Source organism: Pseudomonas sp. IT-P176, from assembly GCF_949767245.1.
Lineage (GTDB): Bacteria > Pseudomonadota > Gammaproteobacteria > Pseudomonadales > Pseudomonadaceae > Aquipseudomonas.
The window spans coordinates 56,831-70,597 of the sequence record NZ_CATKPN010000101.1; the positions used below are offsets into that span (position 1 = coordinate 56,831).

Sequence of the window (13,767 nt, forward strand, 5' to 3'; positions counted from 1 at the left end):
TATCTGTGCCAACAAGTGCGAGCGAGGTAAGCCACTGTAGGGGCGGGTGCCCGCTTGCGGTGCCCGCTTGCGGCCTGCTCGCGATGGACGTCAACGATGACGCGCCAAGCCTGATTCAGCGCGTGTTCATTCCAGCAGTTCACTCATGGCAATGATCTGCTCGGCCACCTGGATCAGCTTCTGCTGGCGGCTCATAGCCTGGCGGCGCATCAGGGTATAGGCCTGTTCTTCGTTGCAGGCCTTCATTTTCATCAGCAGACCCTTGGCCAATTCGATGCGCTTGCGCTCGGCCAGTTGCTGGTCACGGGCAAACAGTTGGGCGCGCAGGGCCTGGTCGCTTTCAAAGCGCGCCATGGCCACATCCAGGATCGGCTGCAGGCGGGCGGCATGGATGCCTTCGACGATGTAGGCACTGACGCCGGACTTGATCGCCTGGCGCATCACGCCGGGGTCATGTTCGTCGGTGAACATCACGATGGGCCGTGGTTGGTCGCGGCTGACCAGCACCACTTGTTCCAGCACATCGCGGCTGGGTGACTCGGTATCGATCAGGATCACGTCCGGGCGCACCGTTTCGACGCGCGCGGGCAGGTCGATGGTCAGGCCGGATTCGTCGATCACCTCAAACCCGGCTTCAGTCAGGGCGGACTTCAGGCGTCCGACTTTTTTTGCGGTGTCGTTGATCAGCAGGATTCGCAACATGCTCATGCTCTCCTGTCAGGGCTGGGCGCGCAGGGTGGGGGTGTCGGTCATGGCGTGCAGGCTGAAACCGCGGGCATAGGCCGCCGGGTCCGCACCGTCCCAGATCTTGCCGTCGATCAGTTGGCTGCTGCGCATCTCATGGCTGTCCGCGGTTATGCCCAGGGCCCCGGCCGCGTCGCGGTACAGGCCCAGTTGCTGGACCTGGCGTGCCACGCCCAGGTAATCCGGGTCGTCGCGCAGCAAGCCCCAGCGGCGGAACTGGGTCATGAACCACATGCCATCGCTCAAATAGGGCATGTTCACCTCGCCATGGCCGTGAAAACGCAGCGGGTGCGGGTCCTGCCAGCGATTGCCGAGCCCGTCGGCGTAATCGCCCAGCAAGCGCGGTGCAATGTTGTCCACCGGGGTGTCGAGGTAGTCGGCGGCGCTGAGCAACTGTGCGGTGCTGCGGCGGTTTTCCGGGCTTTGTTCGATGAACCGGCTGGCTTCCAGGATTGCCATCACCAGCGCCCGGGCGGTATTGGGGTATTGCTCGACGAAGGCGCGCGTGCAGCCGAGGACTTTTTCCGGGTGGTCAGGCCAGATGGCCTGGCTCGTCGCCAGGGTAAAGCCGAGGTTCTGTTGCACCGCACTGGCGCTCCAGGGTTCGCCCACGCAAAACCCGTCGATCCGCCCGGCCTGCAGATGCGCGACCATCTGCGGCGGTGGCACCACCACGCTGGTGACATCCTGCAGCGGATGAATACCCTGGCTGGCCAGCCAGTAATACAACCACATGGCGTGGGTGCCGGTGGGGAAGGTCTGGGCGAAGGTGAGTTTTGGGCGAGTTTGGTGCACGTGCCGATCCAGCGCCTCAGGACTGGTCACGCCCAGGCTTTGCAGGCCGTGGGAAAGGTTGATGCTCTGCCCGTTCTGATTCAGGCCCATGAGCACGGCCATGTCGGTGGCGGCCACGCCGCCGATGCCCAGGTGTACCGCGTACACCAGGCCATAGAGGCTATGAGCGGCGTCCAGCTCTCCGCTGACCAGCTTGTCCCGCAGGTTGGCCCAGGACGATTGGCGCTTGAGGTTCAAGGTCAGGCCATAAGGCTGGGCGAAGCCCTGGGTGGCGGCTACGACCACCGAGGCGCAATCGCTCAGGGCCATGAAGCCCAGGTTGATCGAGGTCTTTTCCGGCGCGTCGCTGCCGTTGACCCAGGCCAGCGGGCCGACTGATGGTTCGTTCATCGAGAGTGCACCTTGCAAAAAAAAGCGTCGCCCCGGGCCCCTGTGCAAGCCAAGTCGGATGACGACGCCATGGTCTTTCGACTCATCCCGGCGCTGGCATGAGTACGGATAGGGTTCACGGTGCAAGGCATATGCCATTGCCGAGGGATTTGTACATGTACCTCGCCTGCGACCCCGTTGCCCGGCTATAATCGCCGCCTTATTTCGCCGCCGACCGAGTCAAGCCCGCCCATGTATACCCTGGCCCGCCAACTGCTGTTCAAACTCTCCCCGGAAACCTCCCACGATCTGTCCCTGGACTTGATCGGCGCGGGCGGACGCCTGGGCCTGAACGGCTTGCTGTGCAAGGCACCGGCCCATGTGCCGGTGAATGTCATGGGCCTGGACTTCCCCAACCCGGTCGGCCTGGCTGCAGGCCTGGACAAGAACGGCGCGGCCATCGACGGTTTTGCCCAACTCGGTTTTGGTTTTGTCGAAATCGGCACGATCACCCCGCGCCCGCAACCGGGTAATCCAAAACCACGGATTTTCCGCTTGCCGCAAGCCGAAGCGATCATCAACCGCATGGGGTTCAACAACCTCGGCGTCGATCATTTGCTGGCCCGGGTTGCCGCGGCCAAGTACAAGGGCGTGCTGGGGATCAACATCGGCAAGAACTTCGATACCCCGGTCGAGCGTGCGGTCGACGACTACCTGATCTGCCTGGACAAGGTCTACGCCCACGCCAGTTATGTCACGGTCAACGTCAGCTCCCCCAATACCCCGGGGCTGCGCAGCCTGCAGTTCGGTGATTCGCTCAAGCAACTGCTGGCCGACCTGGCCACGCGCCGCGCCGAGTTGGCCCTGCGGCACGGCAAGCATGTACCCCTGGCGATCAAGATCGCCCCGGACATGACGGACGAAGAAACCGCGCAGGTGGCGCAGGCGCTGATCGAAACCGGCATGGACGCGGTCATCGCCACCAACACCACCCTGAGCCGCGTGGGCGTCGAAGGCATGGAACACGGTGACGAGATGGGCGGCCTGTCGGGCGCTCCGGTGCGCGAGAAGAGCACTCACACGGTCAAGGTGTTGGCGGCGGAACTGGCTGGGCGCTTGCCGATCATTGCCGCGGGCGGGATTACCGAAGGACGGCACGCGGCTGAGAAAATCGCCGCGGGTGCCAGCCTGGTGCAGATCTACTCGGGCTTCATCTACAAGGGCCCGGCGCTGATCCGTGAATCGGTCGACGCCATCGCTGCTTTGCGCTAATACCGCGCCGAACGCAGGCTGCGCCAGCTGCTACAGACAGCAATAAAAAAGGGCCCCTCAAGGGAGCCCCTGGGCCGAAGCCCGCCGTCCGGAGAGGACGTGCATGGTTAAGTCGTTACGTAATCAAGTTGTCGTGTCGGAGTGTGTGCCCTGTTTAGCCGACGGCGTGAAGTTCGTTGAGTCTATGGATTCCCGCAGTGCCGGTCATACCGTCCCAGTTGTCGCCGCGTCCTTCTCGCCAGCCGTTAATCCAGGCTTGGCGTACCGACGGTAGAGTAAATGGGCAAAGCTCACGGGATTTGCCACCAACGCCATATTGATATCCGCGCAAAAATGCTCTTTCCAACGGATCACGCTTAAGTCTTCTCATAGGGTGTTTCCCTCACTTGTTGACTGTATGTGTCGCGTCGACCTCTATCGAGGTCAGGCAGAAAACGCTCTGCCAATGGCGGCTCGCTGCCGGCGTGGCGAGCCAAGGTGTTGACGTCATTGCGGCGTCAACCTGTGTTGAGTTCTAACCAATGCGTCACATCGAGGGAATGATCGTTTTGTCATAAGGACGTAACGATAAAGATGTTAAGGCCATAAGAAACATCGAGGGTTTTGCCGGGTGGTTGGCCAAACCCCGCTATGATCAGGCTCTCAAAGAATGATGAGGCTAATGCTTCCAGCCTCATGTCCAACCGATGCACTCAGTTACTATTCGACGAAGGGTCGAGTTATGACATTTTGTTGCATCGAATTTTTTATCTGCCCGGGCATCTAAGCTCATTCCAGCCGGTTGGCTGGAATAGCCGCCAGGGTGGGACGGCACACCTTCGTGCCACGCGAGCGCTCTTTTAGAAAAGCGCTTGATTGAAAACCGAGCGGTCAATGCGTTGCCCGTTCACTTATTGCTAAAGGCCCTGGAATTCCCATGTCGGATCGTTACGAACTCTTCCTCACTTGCCCAAAAGGCCTTGAAGGCCTGCTCATCGAGGAAGCCGTCGGGCTTGGCCTTGAGGAAGCGCGCGAGCACACCTCGGCTGTGCGCGGCATGGCCACCATGGAAACCGCTTATCGCCTGTGCCTGTGGTCGCGCCTGGCAAACCGCGTGCTGTTTGTCCTCAAGCGCTTCGCGATGAAGGACGCCGAAGACCTCTACCACGGCGTGCTGGATATCGAGTGGCAAGACCACATGCTGGCGGATGGCACCCTGGCGGTGGAATTCAGCGGCCACGGTTCTGGCATCGACAATACCCACTTCGGCGCCCTGAAGGTCAAGGATGCGATTGTCGACAAACTGCGCACGCCAACGGGCGAACGTCCGTCGATCGACAAGCTCAACCCGGACCTGCGCATTCACCTGCGCCTGGACCGTGGCGAAGCGATCCTGTCCCTGGACCTGTCCGGGCACAGCCTGCACCAGCGCGGCTATCGCCTGCAGCAAGGTGCGGCCCCGCTGAAGGAAAACCTCGCGGCGGCGATCCTGATCCGTTCCGGCTGGCCACGCATTGCAGCCGAGGGCGGCGCCCTCGCTGACCCGATGTGCGGTGTCGGTACCTTCCTGGTCGAAGCGGCGATGATTGCCGCTGACATGGCACCCAACCTGCGTCGTGAGCAATGGGGCTTCACTGCCTGGCTCGGCCACGTGCCGGCGCTGTGGAAAAAACTCCATGAAGAAGCCAGCGCACGTGCCGCTGCCGGCCTGGCCAAGCCGCCGCTGTGGATCCGCGGTTACGAAGCCGATCCGCGCCTGATCCAGCCAGGTCGCAACAACGTCGAGCGTGCGGGCCTGAGCGAGTGGATCAAGATCTACCAGGGCGAAGTGGCCACCTTCGAGCCGCGCCCGGACCAGAACCAGAAAGGCCTGGTGATCTGCAACCCTCCGTACGGCGAGCGCCTGGGCGACGAGGCGAGCCTGCTCTACCTCTACCAGAACCTCGGCGAGCGCCTGCGCCAGGCCTGCTTGAACTGGGAGGCGGCGGTGTTTACCGGCGCGCCTGACCTGGGCAAGCGCATGGGCATTCGCAGCCACAAGCAATATGCCTTCTGGAACGGTGCTTTGCCGTGCAAGCTGCTGCTGATCAAAGTGCTGCCCGACCAGTTCGTCACCGGCGAGCGCCGGACACCCGAGCAGCGCCAGGCCGAGCGGGAACAGGCGATCTACGATCAGGCACCGGTCGAGCCGCAAGAGCGCCAGTACAACAAGAATGGCAATCCGATCAAACCCGCCCCGGCCCCGGCACCCGTGGTCGAGCAGGCCCGCCTGAGCGAGGGTGGGCAGATGTTTGCCAACCGTCTGCAGAAGAACCTCAAGGCCCTGGGCAAGTGGGTCAAGCGCGAAGGGATCGACTGCTACCGCGTGTACGATGCCGACATGCCTGAGTACTCGATGGCCATCGACCTGTACCACGACTGGGTGCATGTGCAGGAATACGCTGCACCGAAGTCGATCGACCCGGAAAAAGCCTCGGCGCGGATGTTCGATGCCCTGGCTGCCATTCCCCAGGCCTTGAACATCGACAAGAGCCGTGTGGTGGTCAAGCGTCGCGAGCGCCAGAGCGGTACCAAGCAGTACGAGCGCCAGAGTGCCCAGGGCAAATTTGTCGAAGTCAATGAAGGCGGGGTCAAACTACTGGTCAACCTGACCGACTACCTCGACACCGGGCTGTTCCTCGACCACCGCCCAATGCGCATGCGCATCCAGAAAGAGGCGGCCGGCAAACGTTTCCTCAACCTGTACTGCTACACCGCGACCGCCAGCGTGCATGCGGCCAAGGGTGGCGCGCGCAGCACCACCAGCGTCGACCTGTCCAAGACCTACCTGGACTGGGCGCGCCGCAACCTGTCGCTCAACGGTTTCTCTGACAAGAACCGCCTGGAGCAGGGCGATGTCATGGCCTGGCTGGAAGCCAACCGTGACGAGTTCGACATGATCTTCATCGATCCGCCGACCTTCTCCAACTCCAAGCGCATGGAAGGCATTTTCGACGTCCAGCGTGACCACGTGCAGTTGCTCGACCTGGCCATGGCGCGCCTGGCGCCGGGCGGGGTGTTGTACTTCTCCAACAACTTCCGCAAGTTTCAGCTCGAAGACAACCTCACGGCGCGCTATGCCGTCGAGGAAATCACCGCGCAAACCATCGACCCGGACTTTGCCCGTAACGGCAAGATCCACCGCGCCTGGAAAATCATGGCGCGCTAAGGTTCGACGGGTCCCATAGAGCCTTGATGCGTCTCGGCTCTATGGGTGTTCGGCTGGCAAAGCTAATGGCGAATAGCTATAACTTCAGACAAGGCCCAGGTGACGCCGAAGCTCGCTGGCGTTTGAGTTTTGCTTATGCCGTTGCATGCCGCACGACCAAAAATCCTGGGCTTCATCAATGAAGATGTCTCGGCCTGGCTGGTAGCACTGCTGGCGTTGTTGGCCGGTGGCGTGCTAACGAGCCTGCTCGCCTGGACGGCCCTCAATGCCCACCAGCAACAGGTGGCGCAGCGTTTTCAGTTGCTGGCCAGTGAACGCAAGAGCCGGATCGCCGAGCGTTTCGCCGATCAGGAACAGCGCCTCGATAGCCTGCGACGTTTTTTCCTCAACTCCACTGCGGTTTCCCGCGAAGAGTTCGACGGCTACACCCATCCCTTGTTGCAACGCACCCTGGCCTATGGCTGGGCGCCGTTGATCGCCGGCGACCAGCGCGTGGCCTTCGAGCGCGAGGTACGACAGCAAGGCCTCGACGATTTTTCCATTCTCGACCTCGATCCTGCGGGCGGCACGCACGTGGCCCAGTGGCGCGCACAGTACGCTCCGCTGTTGTACAAGCAGACTTCAGGCATCCAGGGCGCACCCCTGGGCGTGGACTTGCTGGCCCAGCCCGCACGCCAGGCAACCCTGGACAAGGCCCGCGAGCTGGGGGTGATGGTGGTGTCGCAACCGCTGCAGTTGCCAGGTGTCGCCGCCGAGTTCGCCAGCGGTGTGTTGCTGGCAGCGCCCGTCATGCGCCAGGCCGCAACTGCCGATGGCAGTCCTGCGCTGCGCGGGTATGTGCTGGCGGTGCTCAGTATCGGGCAGTTGGTGGCCGACGGGTTTACCCAGCAGAACCAGGACAACCTGGTGGTGGAGATCGCGGGGCGCAGCCTCGACCAGCAACCAGAGCGGCTCTACCAATCGGCCAACGCGCCGGCGCACCAGCCGCTGCACGAGCGTTCGCTCTTGCGCCTGGGGGATCGCATCTACGATCTGGAGGTCCGCACCAGCGCTGCCTTCGAGCAAGCCAACCGTTCGGCCATCACCAGCCTGGTGATCATGGGCGGGTTATTGAGCCTGCTGCTCAGCGCCTTGCTCTATATCCTGGTCAGCCAGCGCCAGCGCGCCTTGTCCCTGGTGGAGCAGCGCACCCGGGAACTGGGGGACCGCGAGCAGGAATTGCGCGCAGCCCACGCGCAATTGCGCGGAGTGCTCGATGCCGCGACCCAGGTGGCGGTGATTGTCACCGACTTGCGTGGCGTGATCACCACCTTCAACGCCGGTGCCGAACACATGCTCGGTTATCCCGGCAGCGAGGTGCTCGGGCATGTCACCCTGGAAAGCCTGCATCTGCCCCGAGAACTGGAAGAGCGAGCGGCAGAGTTGAGCCTGCGCTATGGCAAGCCGGTGCCGGCGTGCCAGGCGATGCTGGTGCCGGACGCCAAGGAACTCGCACATGAGCCCCGGGAGTGGACGCTGGTGCGCCGCGATGGCAGCCATCTGCTGGTGAACATGCTCGCCACCGCAGTGCTCGATGACCTGGGGTTGTGGGTCGGGCACCTGGCGATCTGCATTGACATCACCGAGCGCAAGCGTGTGCACGAAGCCCTGGCGGCACGCGACCTGTTGCTGAAAAAACTCAGCGCCCACGTACCGGGTGGCATCTATCAATTCAAGATGGCGGCGGACGGGCGCTTCAGTGTGATCTACGCCAGCGACGGCATTCGCGATATCTACGAGCTCGATCCGCAGGCGTTGCTGGAGAACGCCGAGGTGATTTTCGAGCGTATCCATCCGCTGGATGTGAGTCGGGTTCGGGCCTCGATCCGTACTTCCTCGCAACGGCTGAGCCCCTGGCGGGAAGAGTACCGGGTGCTGCTGCCGGTGCGTGGCCTGCGCTGGGTCAGGGGCGAAGCCACGCCGGAAGAATTGCCCGGTGGTGGGGTGCTGTGGCATGGCTACATCTCGGACGTTTCCGACATGAAGCGGGTCGAGGAGGAGTTGCGGGCCCTGTCGGTGACCGATGCCCTGACCGGGATCCACAACCGGCGCTACTTCCAGGAGCGCCTGACCCTGGAAATGGCCCGGGTGTCGCGGGGCAATGGTGAATTGGCGGTGATCATGCTGGATATCGATCACTTCAAGCGAATCAACGACCGCTACGGCCATGCCGCGGGCGACCGGGTGTTGCAGGCGGTGTGCCAGCGGATTGCCCACCGTCTGCGCTGTACCGATGTGTTCTGTCGCCTGGGGGGCGAGGAGTTCATGGTGCTGTGCCCGGACACCGACGGCCAGCATGCGTATCACTTGGCGGTTGAACTCTGGCAAAGCCTGCGCACCACGCCCATCGACGGCCTAGGCACGGTGACCGGCAGTTTTGGGATTGCCAGTTGGCGCCCGGGGGAGGGCGCCGATGCCTTGCTGCTGCGCGCCGACTCGGGGGTGTATGCGGCCAAGCAGGCGGGCCGGGATCGGGTGGTCGAGGAGTTGCCGTAGTTGTCGACGGCTGCGCACCCTGCGGCGCGCAGCCTTTACTCGTGGCCTAGAGGACCGACGCGGTGGCTGCCAGTTTTGGCTGGCGATACAGGTCCAGCAACACTTGATCGAGTACCGACGAAGCACCAAAGGGCGCCTTGTCGTTGAGGATCGCGACCACGGCCCAGGTGTTGCCATTGTTGTCGCGGCTGAAGCCGGCAATCGCCCGGACGGTGTTCAGGGTGCCCGTCTTGACGTGGGCTTCACCGCGCATCGCCGTGGTTTTCAGGCGTTTGCGCATGGTGCCGTCCATGCCGGCAATCGGCATCGAGCTGACGAATTCGGCCGAGTACGGGCTTCTCCAGGCGGCCTGCAGCATGCTTGCCATCTCACGGGCGCTGACGCGCTCGGCACGGGACAGGCCGGAACCGTTCTCCATCACCAGATGCGGCGCAGTGATGCCTTTTTTCGCCAGCCACTGACGTACGACCCGTTGGGCAGCCATGGCGTCGTCGCTGTCGGCGCCAGTGCGGAATTTCGCGCCCAGGCTGAGGAACAATTGCTGGGCCATGGTGTTGTTACTGTATTTGTTGATGTCGCGGATGATCTCCGCCAGGTCCGGGGAGAATGCCCGGGCCAGGACCTTGGCGTCCTTGGGCACCGCGCCTTGGCGATCCTTGCCCTGGATGCTGCCGCCCAGTTCCTGCCAGATCGCCCGTACGGCGCCGGCGGTGTAGGTGGCGTGGTCGAGCAGCGAAAGGTAGGTCTGCGAGCTGCAGCCGTCGCCCAGTTGGCCGGCCACGGTTACGGTGACGCTGCCGTCGGCCTGGGTTACCGGGTTGTAGCGCACGCCGCCGGCGCACTGCTTGGAGTTGACGGCCTTGACCTGGTTTTCGATGCGGATGCTGGCAATCGGCGGTTCGACCGATACCAGGACCCGGCCCGAATCATTACGGGCCACGAAGCGCAGGGCCTTGAGGTTGACCATGGCCGCGTCGGGCTTGACCAGGAACGGCTTGTTGTCGTCATTGCCGTCATCGTTGAACTGCGGCAATTGCGGTTGATTGAAGAAGCTGCGGTCCAGCACCAGGTCGCCGGTGACTTGCTGCACGCCATTGGCCCGCAGGTCGCGCATCAGCAACCAGAGTTTTTCCATGTTCAGTTTCGGGTCGCCACCGCCCTTGAGGTACAGGTTGCCGCGCAGGATGCCGCCGCTGAGGGTGCCGTCGGTGTAGAACTCGGTTTTCCACTGGTGGTTGGGGCCGAGCATTTCCAGGGCCGCGTAGGTCGTCACCAGCTTCATGGTGGACGCCGGGTTGACCGAGACGTCGGCGTTGAACACGGTCGGGGTGCCCGGGCCGTTCAGGGGGATCATCACCAGCGACAACGCACTGTCGGGCAGCTTGCTGGCCTTGAGGGCTTTTTCGACGTTGGGAGTGAGGGCGGTATTGACGGGCGCAGCAGAAACGGTAAAGGCCAGGGGGATAAGCAGGCCGGCCAGCAACAATGGACGCAAAGATCTGATCATATGAAATAAAACCCTACAGCCGAGGGGAAAAAAGATGAGGGCATGAAGATAAATTCCCTCAGTGGTCACGAAATTGTCGGCATTATGCCCAAGGTATAGCGCTTTGTGCCGCAAGCAGGTGAGCTAATCGGCTATTTTTTTTAGCGGAACCAAGGCGGGCGCCCAGAGAGTTACTTATGAGGATCGTTCCCCATGCTTGATCACGGACAGTGAGGGAGCTGAATAGGGGAGAGATTTCGGGGGGGGGGAGGACTCAAATCGACGATAAGGGTTCTTTTCTTGAACCAGAATCAAAAAGGGCCATCACGATGGATGGCCCTTTGAACATCAAGCTACCGGATTGATCGGCTTTTCCGGGTACCAGACGTCCAGCAACGGGCTGACGGTGACTTCAGTCAGTTCGCTGCGGCCTTTGAGCCAGGCTTCAACAGCAGCACGCTGCTCTTCGGAAACCGAGCCACGCTTCTGCAGGCAAACCAGACCGTAGTCGTCGCCGCCAACATAGCCCAGGCCGTTGGCTTCCATCGCTTCTTTCAAAAACGCGTCGAGGAATGCATCGATTGCCTCGTCAGCCAAATCTTCCTTGAAGTCCAGGTTCAGCTCGAAGCCCAATTCCTGGAACTCGTCTACACAGAGCTTTTTACGCAGACGCTGGGAGCGGTTAGTGGCCATGAAACAATCCTCTTGAGTAATAACGCCGCGCATCTTATCAGCTACGCGGCACCTCTGCCTGATTGAGTGAGGCGCTGGCCACGCGAAGCAGTTGCTCCATCGCATTTTAGCTCCGCCATTTTCGAGGATGGCCGGTTGCTGGTGGCGCAGATGTTCATGGTCACCAGCACCAAGACCGCGTTGGCGAGGGCTTTCGAGATGAGTTATGGAGCGCAACTCAATTCGGTCCTGATTCTGTGCGTGCATTCGATTTAGCTCCCGCAAGGAATGCCGGGGGGAGAATACTCGATTCTGCGGTTTGTACTGTCCGCGGACTCACCTATCAACGTTGTCGATCGAAGTATCTGCGCCGATAGCGGCATTCCCACGTACCGCGAAAAACTTTCTGGAGTCTGGGCGGGAAACGATCCAAGGGATTTAGAGATGAGTGTAGATAATAAAAATCGTTTGGGAACAATGACATCTGTCTCGGAGGTTCGTAGCGTGCTCGAGCCTTCAATCGCTGCAGCACTTACCTATCTGTTAACAAAGTGCTTAATCAGCATCCTGGTATGCATCGAAAGGCGTTAATTGCCCTGCCTGAATCGCCCCGCATTACCAGATACAGCTATTTACCGGTATTGGCTGAAAGTATCAAAGTTGCTGCCGATTAGTATGTCGCAAGCACGAGAGCATTCCAGCACCGATACAGAAGTCTGTGCCCGGACAATGAGCAGCCTGTAAGCCTCAGCCTCGTTGGCGGCTTGTCTCAGCCCTGCAGCGATGCGCATCAACTCGACAGCCGAGCATTTCACGTCGCAGGCGAGCCCTTGAAGGGTTGACGAAAGGGCGGCGCCATAAAAATAGCATCGTGCGTCATATTTTAGTCGTCATTAATATGGCGATAAACTTGCAGCGCTTAAACGGTTTATCTGCCGTAAATATATTGTCGTCATAAAGCTGACAACTAACTTTGTCTTATTATTCAATTCCCTTGCTGCCGTTGTTTTGGCGCCATTAAGTCAAAATCATTATTTGTGGTTTATTTTTAATTGCACTATTGCTTTGCGTTGTCCAAGTGCTCACCATGTGTCCGGCTTGGAGCTACGGACCAAGGGTTTCGTAGCTTTGGGAATGCTGTACTCACTGTTCTATCGTCTGTCTTGTGCTTGCTAGTGCCGTTGTTTGTTATGACGGCAAGTGGCTTTCGCGTGGGTTTTCGCAAGAGATATTGAAGTTTCTAAAGTTGATTTATATAGGGCGCTGCCAATAGCTGCCGCCCTACTGGTTACAGGTCGTGGATTCAAGTTACCTGTAAGTGGATATGGGAATGTTATAGGGACATTCCATGACCTTAAGTTGCAAGGAGCGTTCGTAGCATGCGAATCAGCATATTTGGTCTGGGTTACGTCGGCGCGGTATGTGCCGGATGCTTGTCGGCAAGAGGGCATCAGATCATCGGGGTCGATGTTCAGGCTCTCAAGATCGATATGATCAACAGTGGCAAATCGCCCATTGTCGAGCCGGGTCTGGGCGAGTTGCTGCAGCAAGGGGTCGCCAGCGGCATGCTGCGTGGCACCCTGGATGTTCGCGAGGCCGTCCTCGAAACCGATATTTCCTTCCTCGCACCGCCGACGCCGAGCAAGCGCAACGGCGACCTCGATGTGTCCTACATCGAAGAGGTGTGCCGGCAGATCGGCCAGGTTCTACCGCTCAAGACCACCCGTCACACGGTAGTGGTACGCAGCACGGTGCTACCGGGCACTCTGCGCAATGTGGTGATTCCGACCCTGGAACAGTATTCCGGGCTCAAGGCCGGCGTCGACTTCGGCGTGGCGGTGAACCCCGAGTTCCTGCGCGAGAGTACCGCGATCAAGGACTACGACTTTCCGGCGATGACAGTGATCGGCGAGCTGGACAGCACCTCTGGCGACCTGCTGGAAGAGATCTACCGCGAGCTGGATGCGCCGGTCATCCGCAAGACCATCGAAGTCGCGGAGATGATCAAGTACACCTGCAACGTCTGGCACGCGGCCAAGGTCACCTTCGCCAACGAGATCGGCAACATCGCCAAGGCGGTCGGCGTCGACGGCCGCGAGGTGATGGAGGTGATCTGCCAGGATCGCAAGCTCAACCTGTCCAGTTACTACATGCGCCCGGGCTTCGCCTTCGGCGGCTCCTGCCTGCCCAAAGATGTGCGCGCGTTGAGCTACCGCGCCGGCCAGTTGGACGTCGAGTCGCCGCTGATCGAGTCGCTGATGCGCAGCAACTCCGCGCAGGTGCGCAAAGCTTTCGACATCATCGCCAGTTACGACAAGCGCAAGGTCGCGCTGCTGGGGCTGTCCTTCAAGGCCGGTACCGATGACCTGCGTGAAAGCCCGCTGGTGGAGCTGGCCGAGATGCTCATCGGCAAGGGCTTCGACCTCAGCATCTACGACAGCAACGTCGAGTATGCCCGTGTTCACGGCGCCAACCGCGACTACATCGAGTCGAAGATTCCCCATGTTTCGTCGTTGCTGCGATCCAATTTCGACGAAGTGGTCGCCAATGCCGACGTGATCGTCCTGGGCAACGGCGATGAAGCCTTCGCGCCCCTGGTAGAACGGGCTTTCGCCGACAAGAAGGTCTTCGACCTGGTGGGGTTTATGCGCCAGTCCAGCGGTGGTGGGTTAGAGGGTATCTGCTGGTAGAGCCATTGCAGTGATGC

At 60.9% G+C, this 13,767-nt stretch carries 9 protein-coding genes; 4 read left to right on the plus strand and 5 right to left on the minus strand.

Going from position 1 to position 13,767, the window contains the following annotated elements:
* Positions 1–126 precede the first annotated feature (126 nt).
* Both ACM6IP_RS24285 and ACM6IP_RS24290 read right to left on the minus strand, forming a co-directional pair.
* Positions 127–702: an ANTAR domain-containing response regulator gene (locus tag ACM6IP_RS24285; protein WP_095165467.1), complete on the minus strand. Its 576-nt coding sequence runs from the start codon at positions 700–702 to the stop codon at positions 127–129.
* Between the two features lie 15 nt (positions 703–717).
* Entirely contained in the window at positions 718–1,929 is a 1,212-nt protein-coding gene (locus tag ACM6IP_RS24290) for a CmpA/NrtA family ABC transporter substrate-binding protein (protein WP_159997114.1), read from the minus strand.
* Positions 1,930–2,160: 231 nt separating this feature from the next.
* Between ACM6IP_RS24290 and ACM6IP_RS24295 the strand changes: the two genes are divergently transcribed.
* Positions 2,161–3,180: a quinone-dependent dihydroorotate dehydrogenase gene (locus ACM6IP_RS24295; protein WP_095165464.1), complete on the plus strand. Its 1,020-nt coding sequence runs from the start codon at positions 2,161–2,163 to the stop codon at positions 3,178–3,180.
* A 154-nt stretch (positions 3,181–3,334) separates the two neighbouring features.
* Here ACM6IP_RS24295 and rmf read toward each other — a convergent pair whose 3' ends face one another.
* Positions 3,335–3,550: a ribosome modulation factor gene (rmf, locus tag ACM6IP_RS24300; protein ID WP_003223300.1), complete on the minus strand. Its 216-nt coding sequence runs from the start codon at positions 3,548–3,550 to the stop codon at positions 3,335–3,337.
* 546 nt (positions 3,551–4,096) lie between these two features.
* On the opposite strand from rmf, the gene rlmKL reads away from it, so the two are divergent.
* Positions 4,097–6,367, plus strand: a complete 2,271-nt coding sequence (rlmKL, locus tag ACM6IP_RS24305) for a bifunctional 23S rRNA (guanine(2069)-N(7))-methyltransferase RlmK/23S rRNA (guanine(2445)-N(2))-methyltransferase RlmL (protein WP_095165463.1) — start codon at positions 4,097–4,099, stop codon at positions 6,365–6,367.
* Between the two features lie 135 nt (positions 6,368–6,502).
* Positions 6,503–8,902, plus strand: coding sequence for a GGDEF domain-containing protein (locus ACM6IP_RS24310; protein ID WP_095165461.1), 2,400 nt, complete (start codon positions 6,503–6,505; stop codon positions 8,900–8,902).
* A 46-nt stretch (positions 8,903–8,948) separates the two neighbouring features.
* Here ACM6IP_RS24310 and dacB read toward each other — a convergent pair whose 3' ends face one another.
* Entirely contained in the window at positions 8,949–10,409 is a 1,461-nt protein-coding gene (gene dacB / locus ACM6IP_RS24315; RefSeq protein WP_095165459.1) for a D-alanyl-D-alanine carboxypeptidase/D-alanyl-D-alanine-endopeptidase, read from the minus strand.
* Between the two features lie 327 nt (positions 10,410–10,736).
* Positions 10,737–11,081 (minus strand): YggL family protein, encoded by a 345-nt coding sequence (locus tag ACM6IP_RS24320; RefSeq protein WP_095165457.1) that lies wholly within the window; start codon positions 11,079–11,081, stop codon positions 10,737–10,739.
* Positions 11,082–12,439: 1,358 nt separating this feature from the next.
* On the opposite strand from ACM6IP_RS24320, the gene ACM6IP_RS24325 reads away from it, so the two are divergent.
* Positions 12,440–13,750 (plus strand): nucleotide sugar dehydrogenase, encoded by a 1,311-nt coding sequence (locus ACM6IP_RS24325; protein ID WP_095081201.1) that lies wholly within the window; start codon positions 12,440–12,442, stop codon positions 13,748–13,750.
* Positions 13,751–13,767 lie beyond the last annotated feature (17 nt).

What these genes read in the sequence shown, in the direction of transcription:
- ACM6IP_RS24285 (WP_095165467.1), bottom strand. Translation starts at nt 702, where the DNA reads ATGTTGCGAATCCTGCTGATCAACGACACCGCAAAAAAAGTCGGACGC.
- ACM6IP_RS24290 (WP_159997114.1), bottom strand. Translation starts at nt 1,929, where the DNA reads ATGAACGAACCATCAGTCGGCCCGCTGGCCTGGGTCAACGGCAGCGAC.
- ACM6IP_RS24295 (WP_095165464.1), top strand. Translation starts at nt 2,161, where the DNA reads ATGTATACCCTGGCCCGCCAACTGCTGTTCAAACTCTCCCCGGAAACC.
- rmf (WP_003223300.1), bottom strand. Translation starts at nt 3,550, where the DNA reads ATGAGAAGACTTAAGCGTGATCCGTTGGAAAGAGCATTTTTGCGCGGA.
- rlmKL (WP_095165463.1), top strand. Translation starts at nt 4,097, where the DNA reads ATGTCGGATCGTTACGAACTCTTCCTCACTTGCCCAAAAGGCCTTGAA.
- ACM6IP_RS24310 (WP_095165461.1), top strand. Translation starts at nt 6,503, where the DNA reads ATGCCGTTGCATGCCGCACGACCAAAAATCCTGGGCTTCATCAATGAA.
- dacB (WP_095165459.1), bottom strand. Translation starts at nt 10,409, where the DNA reads ATGATCAGATCTTTGCGTCCATTGTTGCTGGCCGGCCTGCTTATCCCC.
- ACM6IP_RS24320 (WP_095165457.1), bottom strand. Translation starts at nt 11,081, where the DNA reads ATGGCCACTAACCGCTCCCAGCGTCTGCGTAAAAAGCTCTGTGTAGAC.
- ACM6IP_RS24325 (WP_095081201.1), top strand. Translation starts at nt 12,440, where the DNA reads ATGCGAATCAGCATATTTGGTCTGGGTTACGTCGGCGCGGTATGTGCC.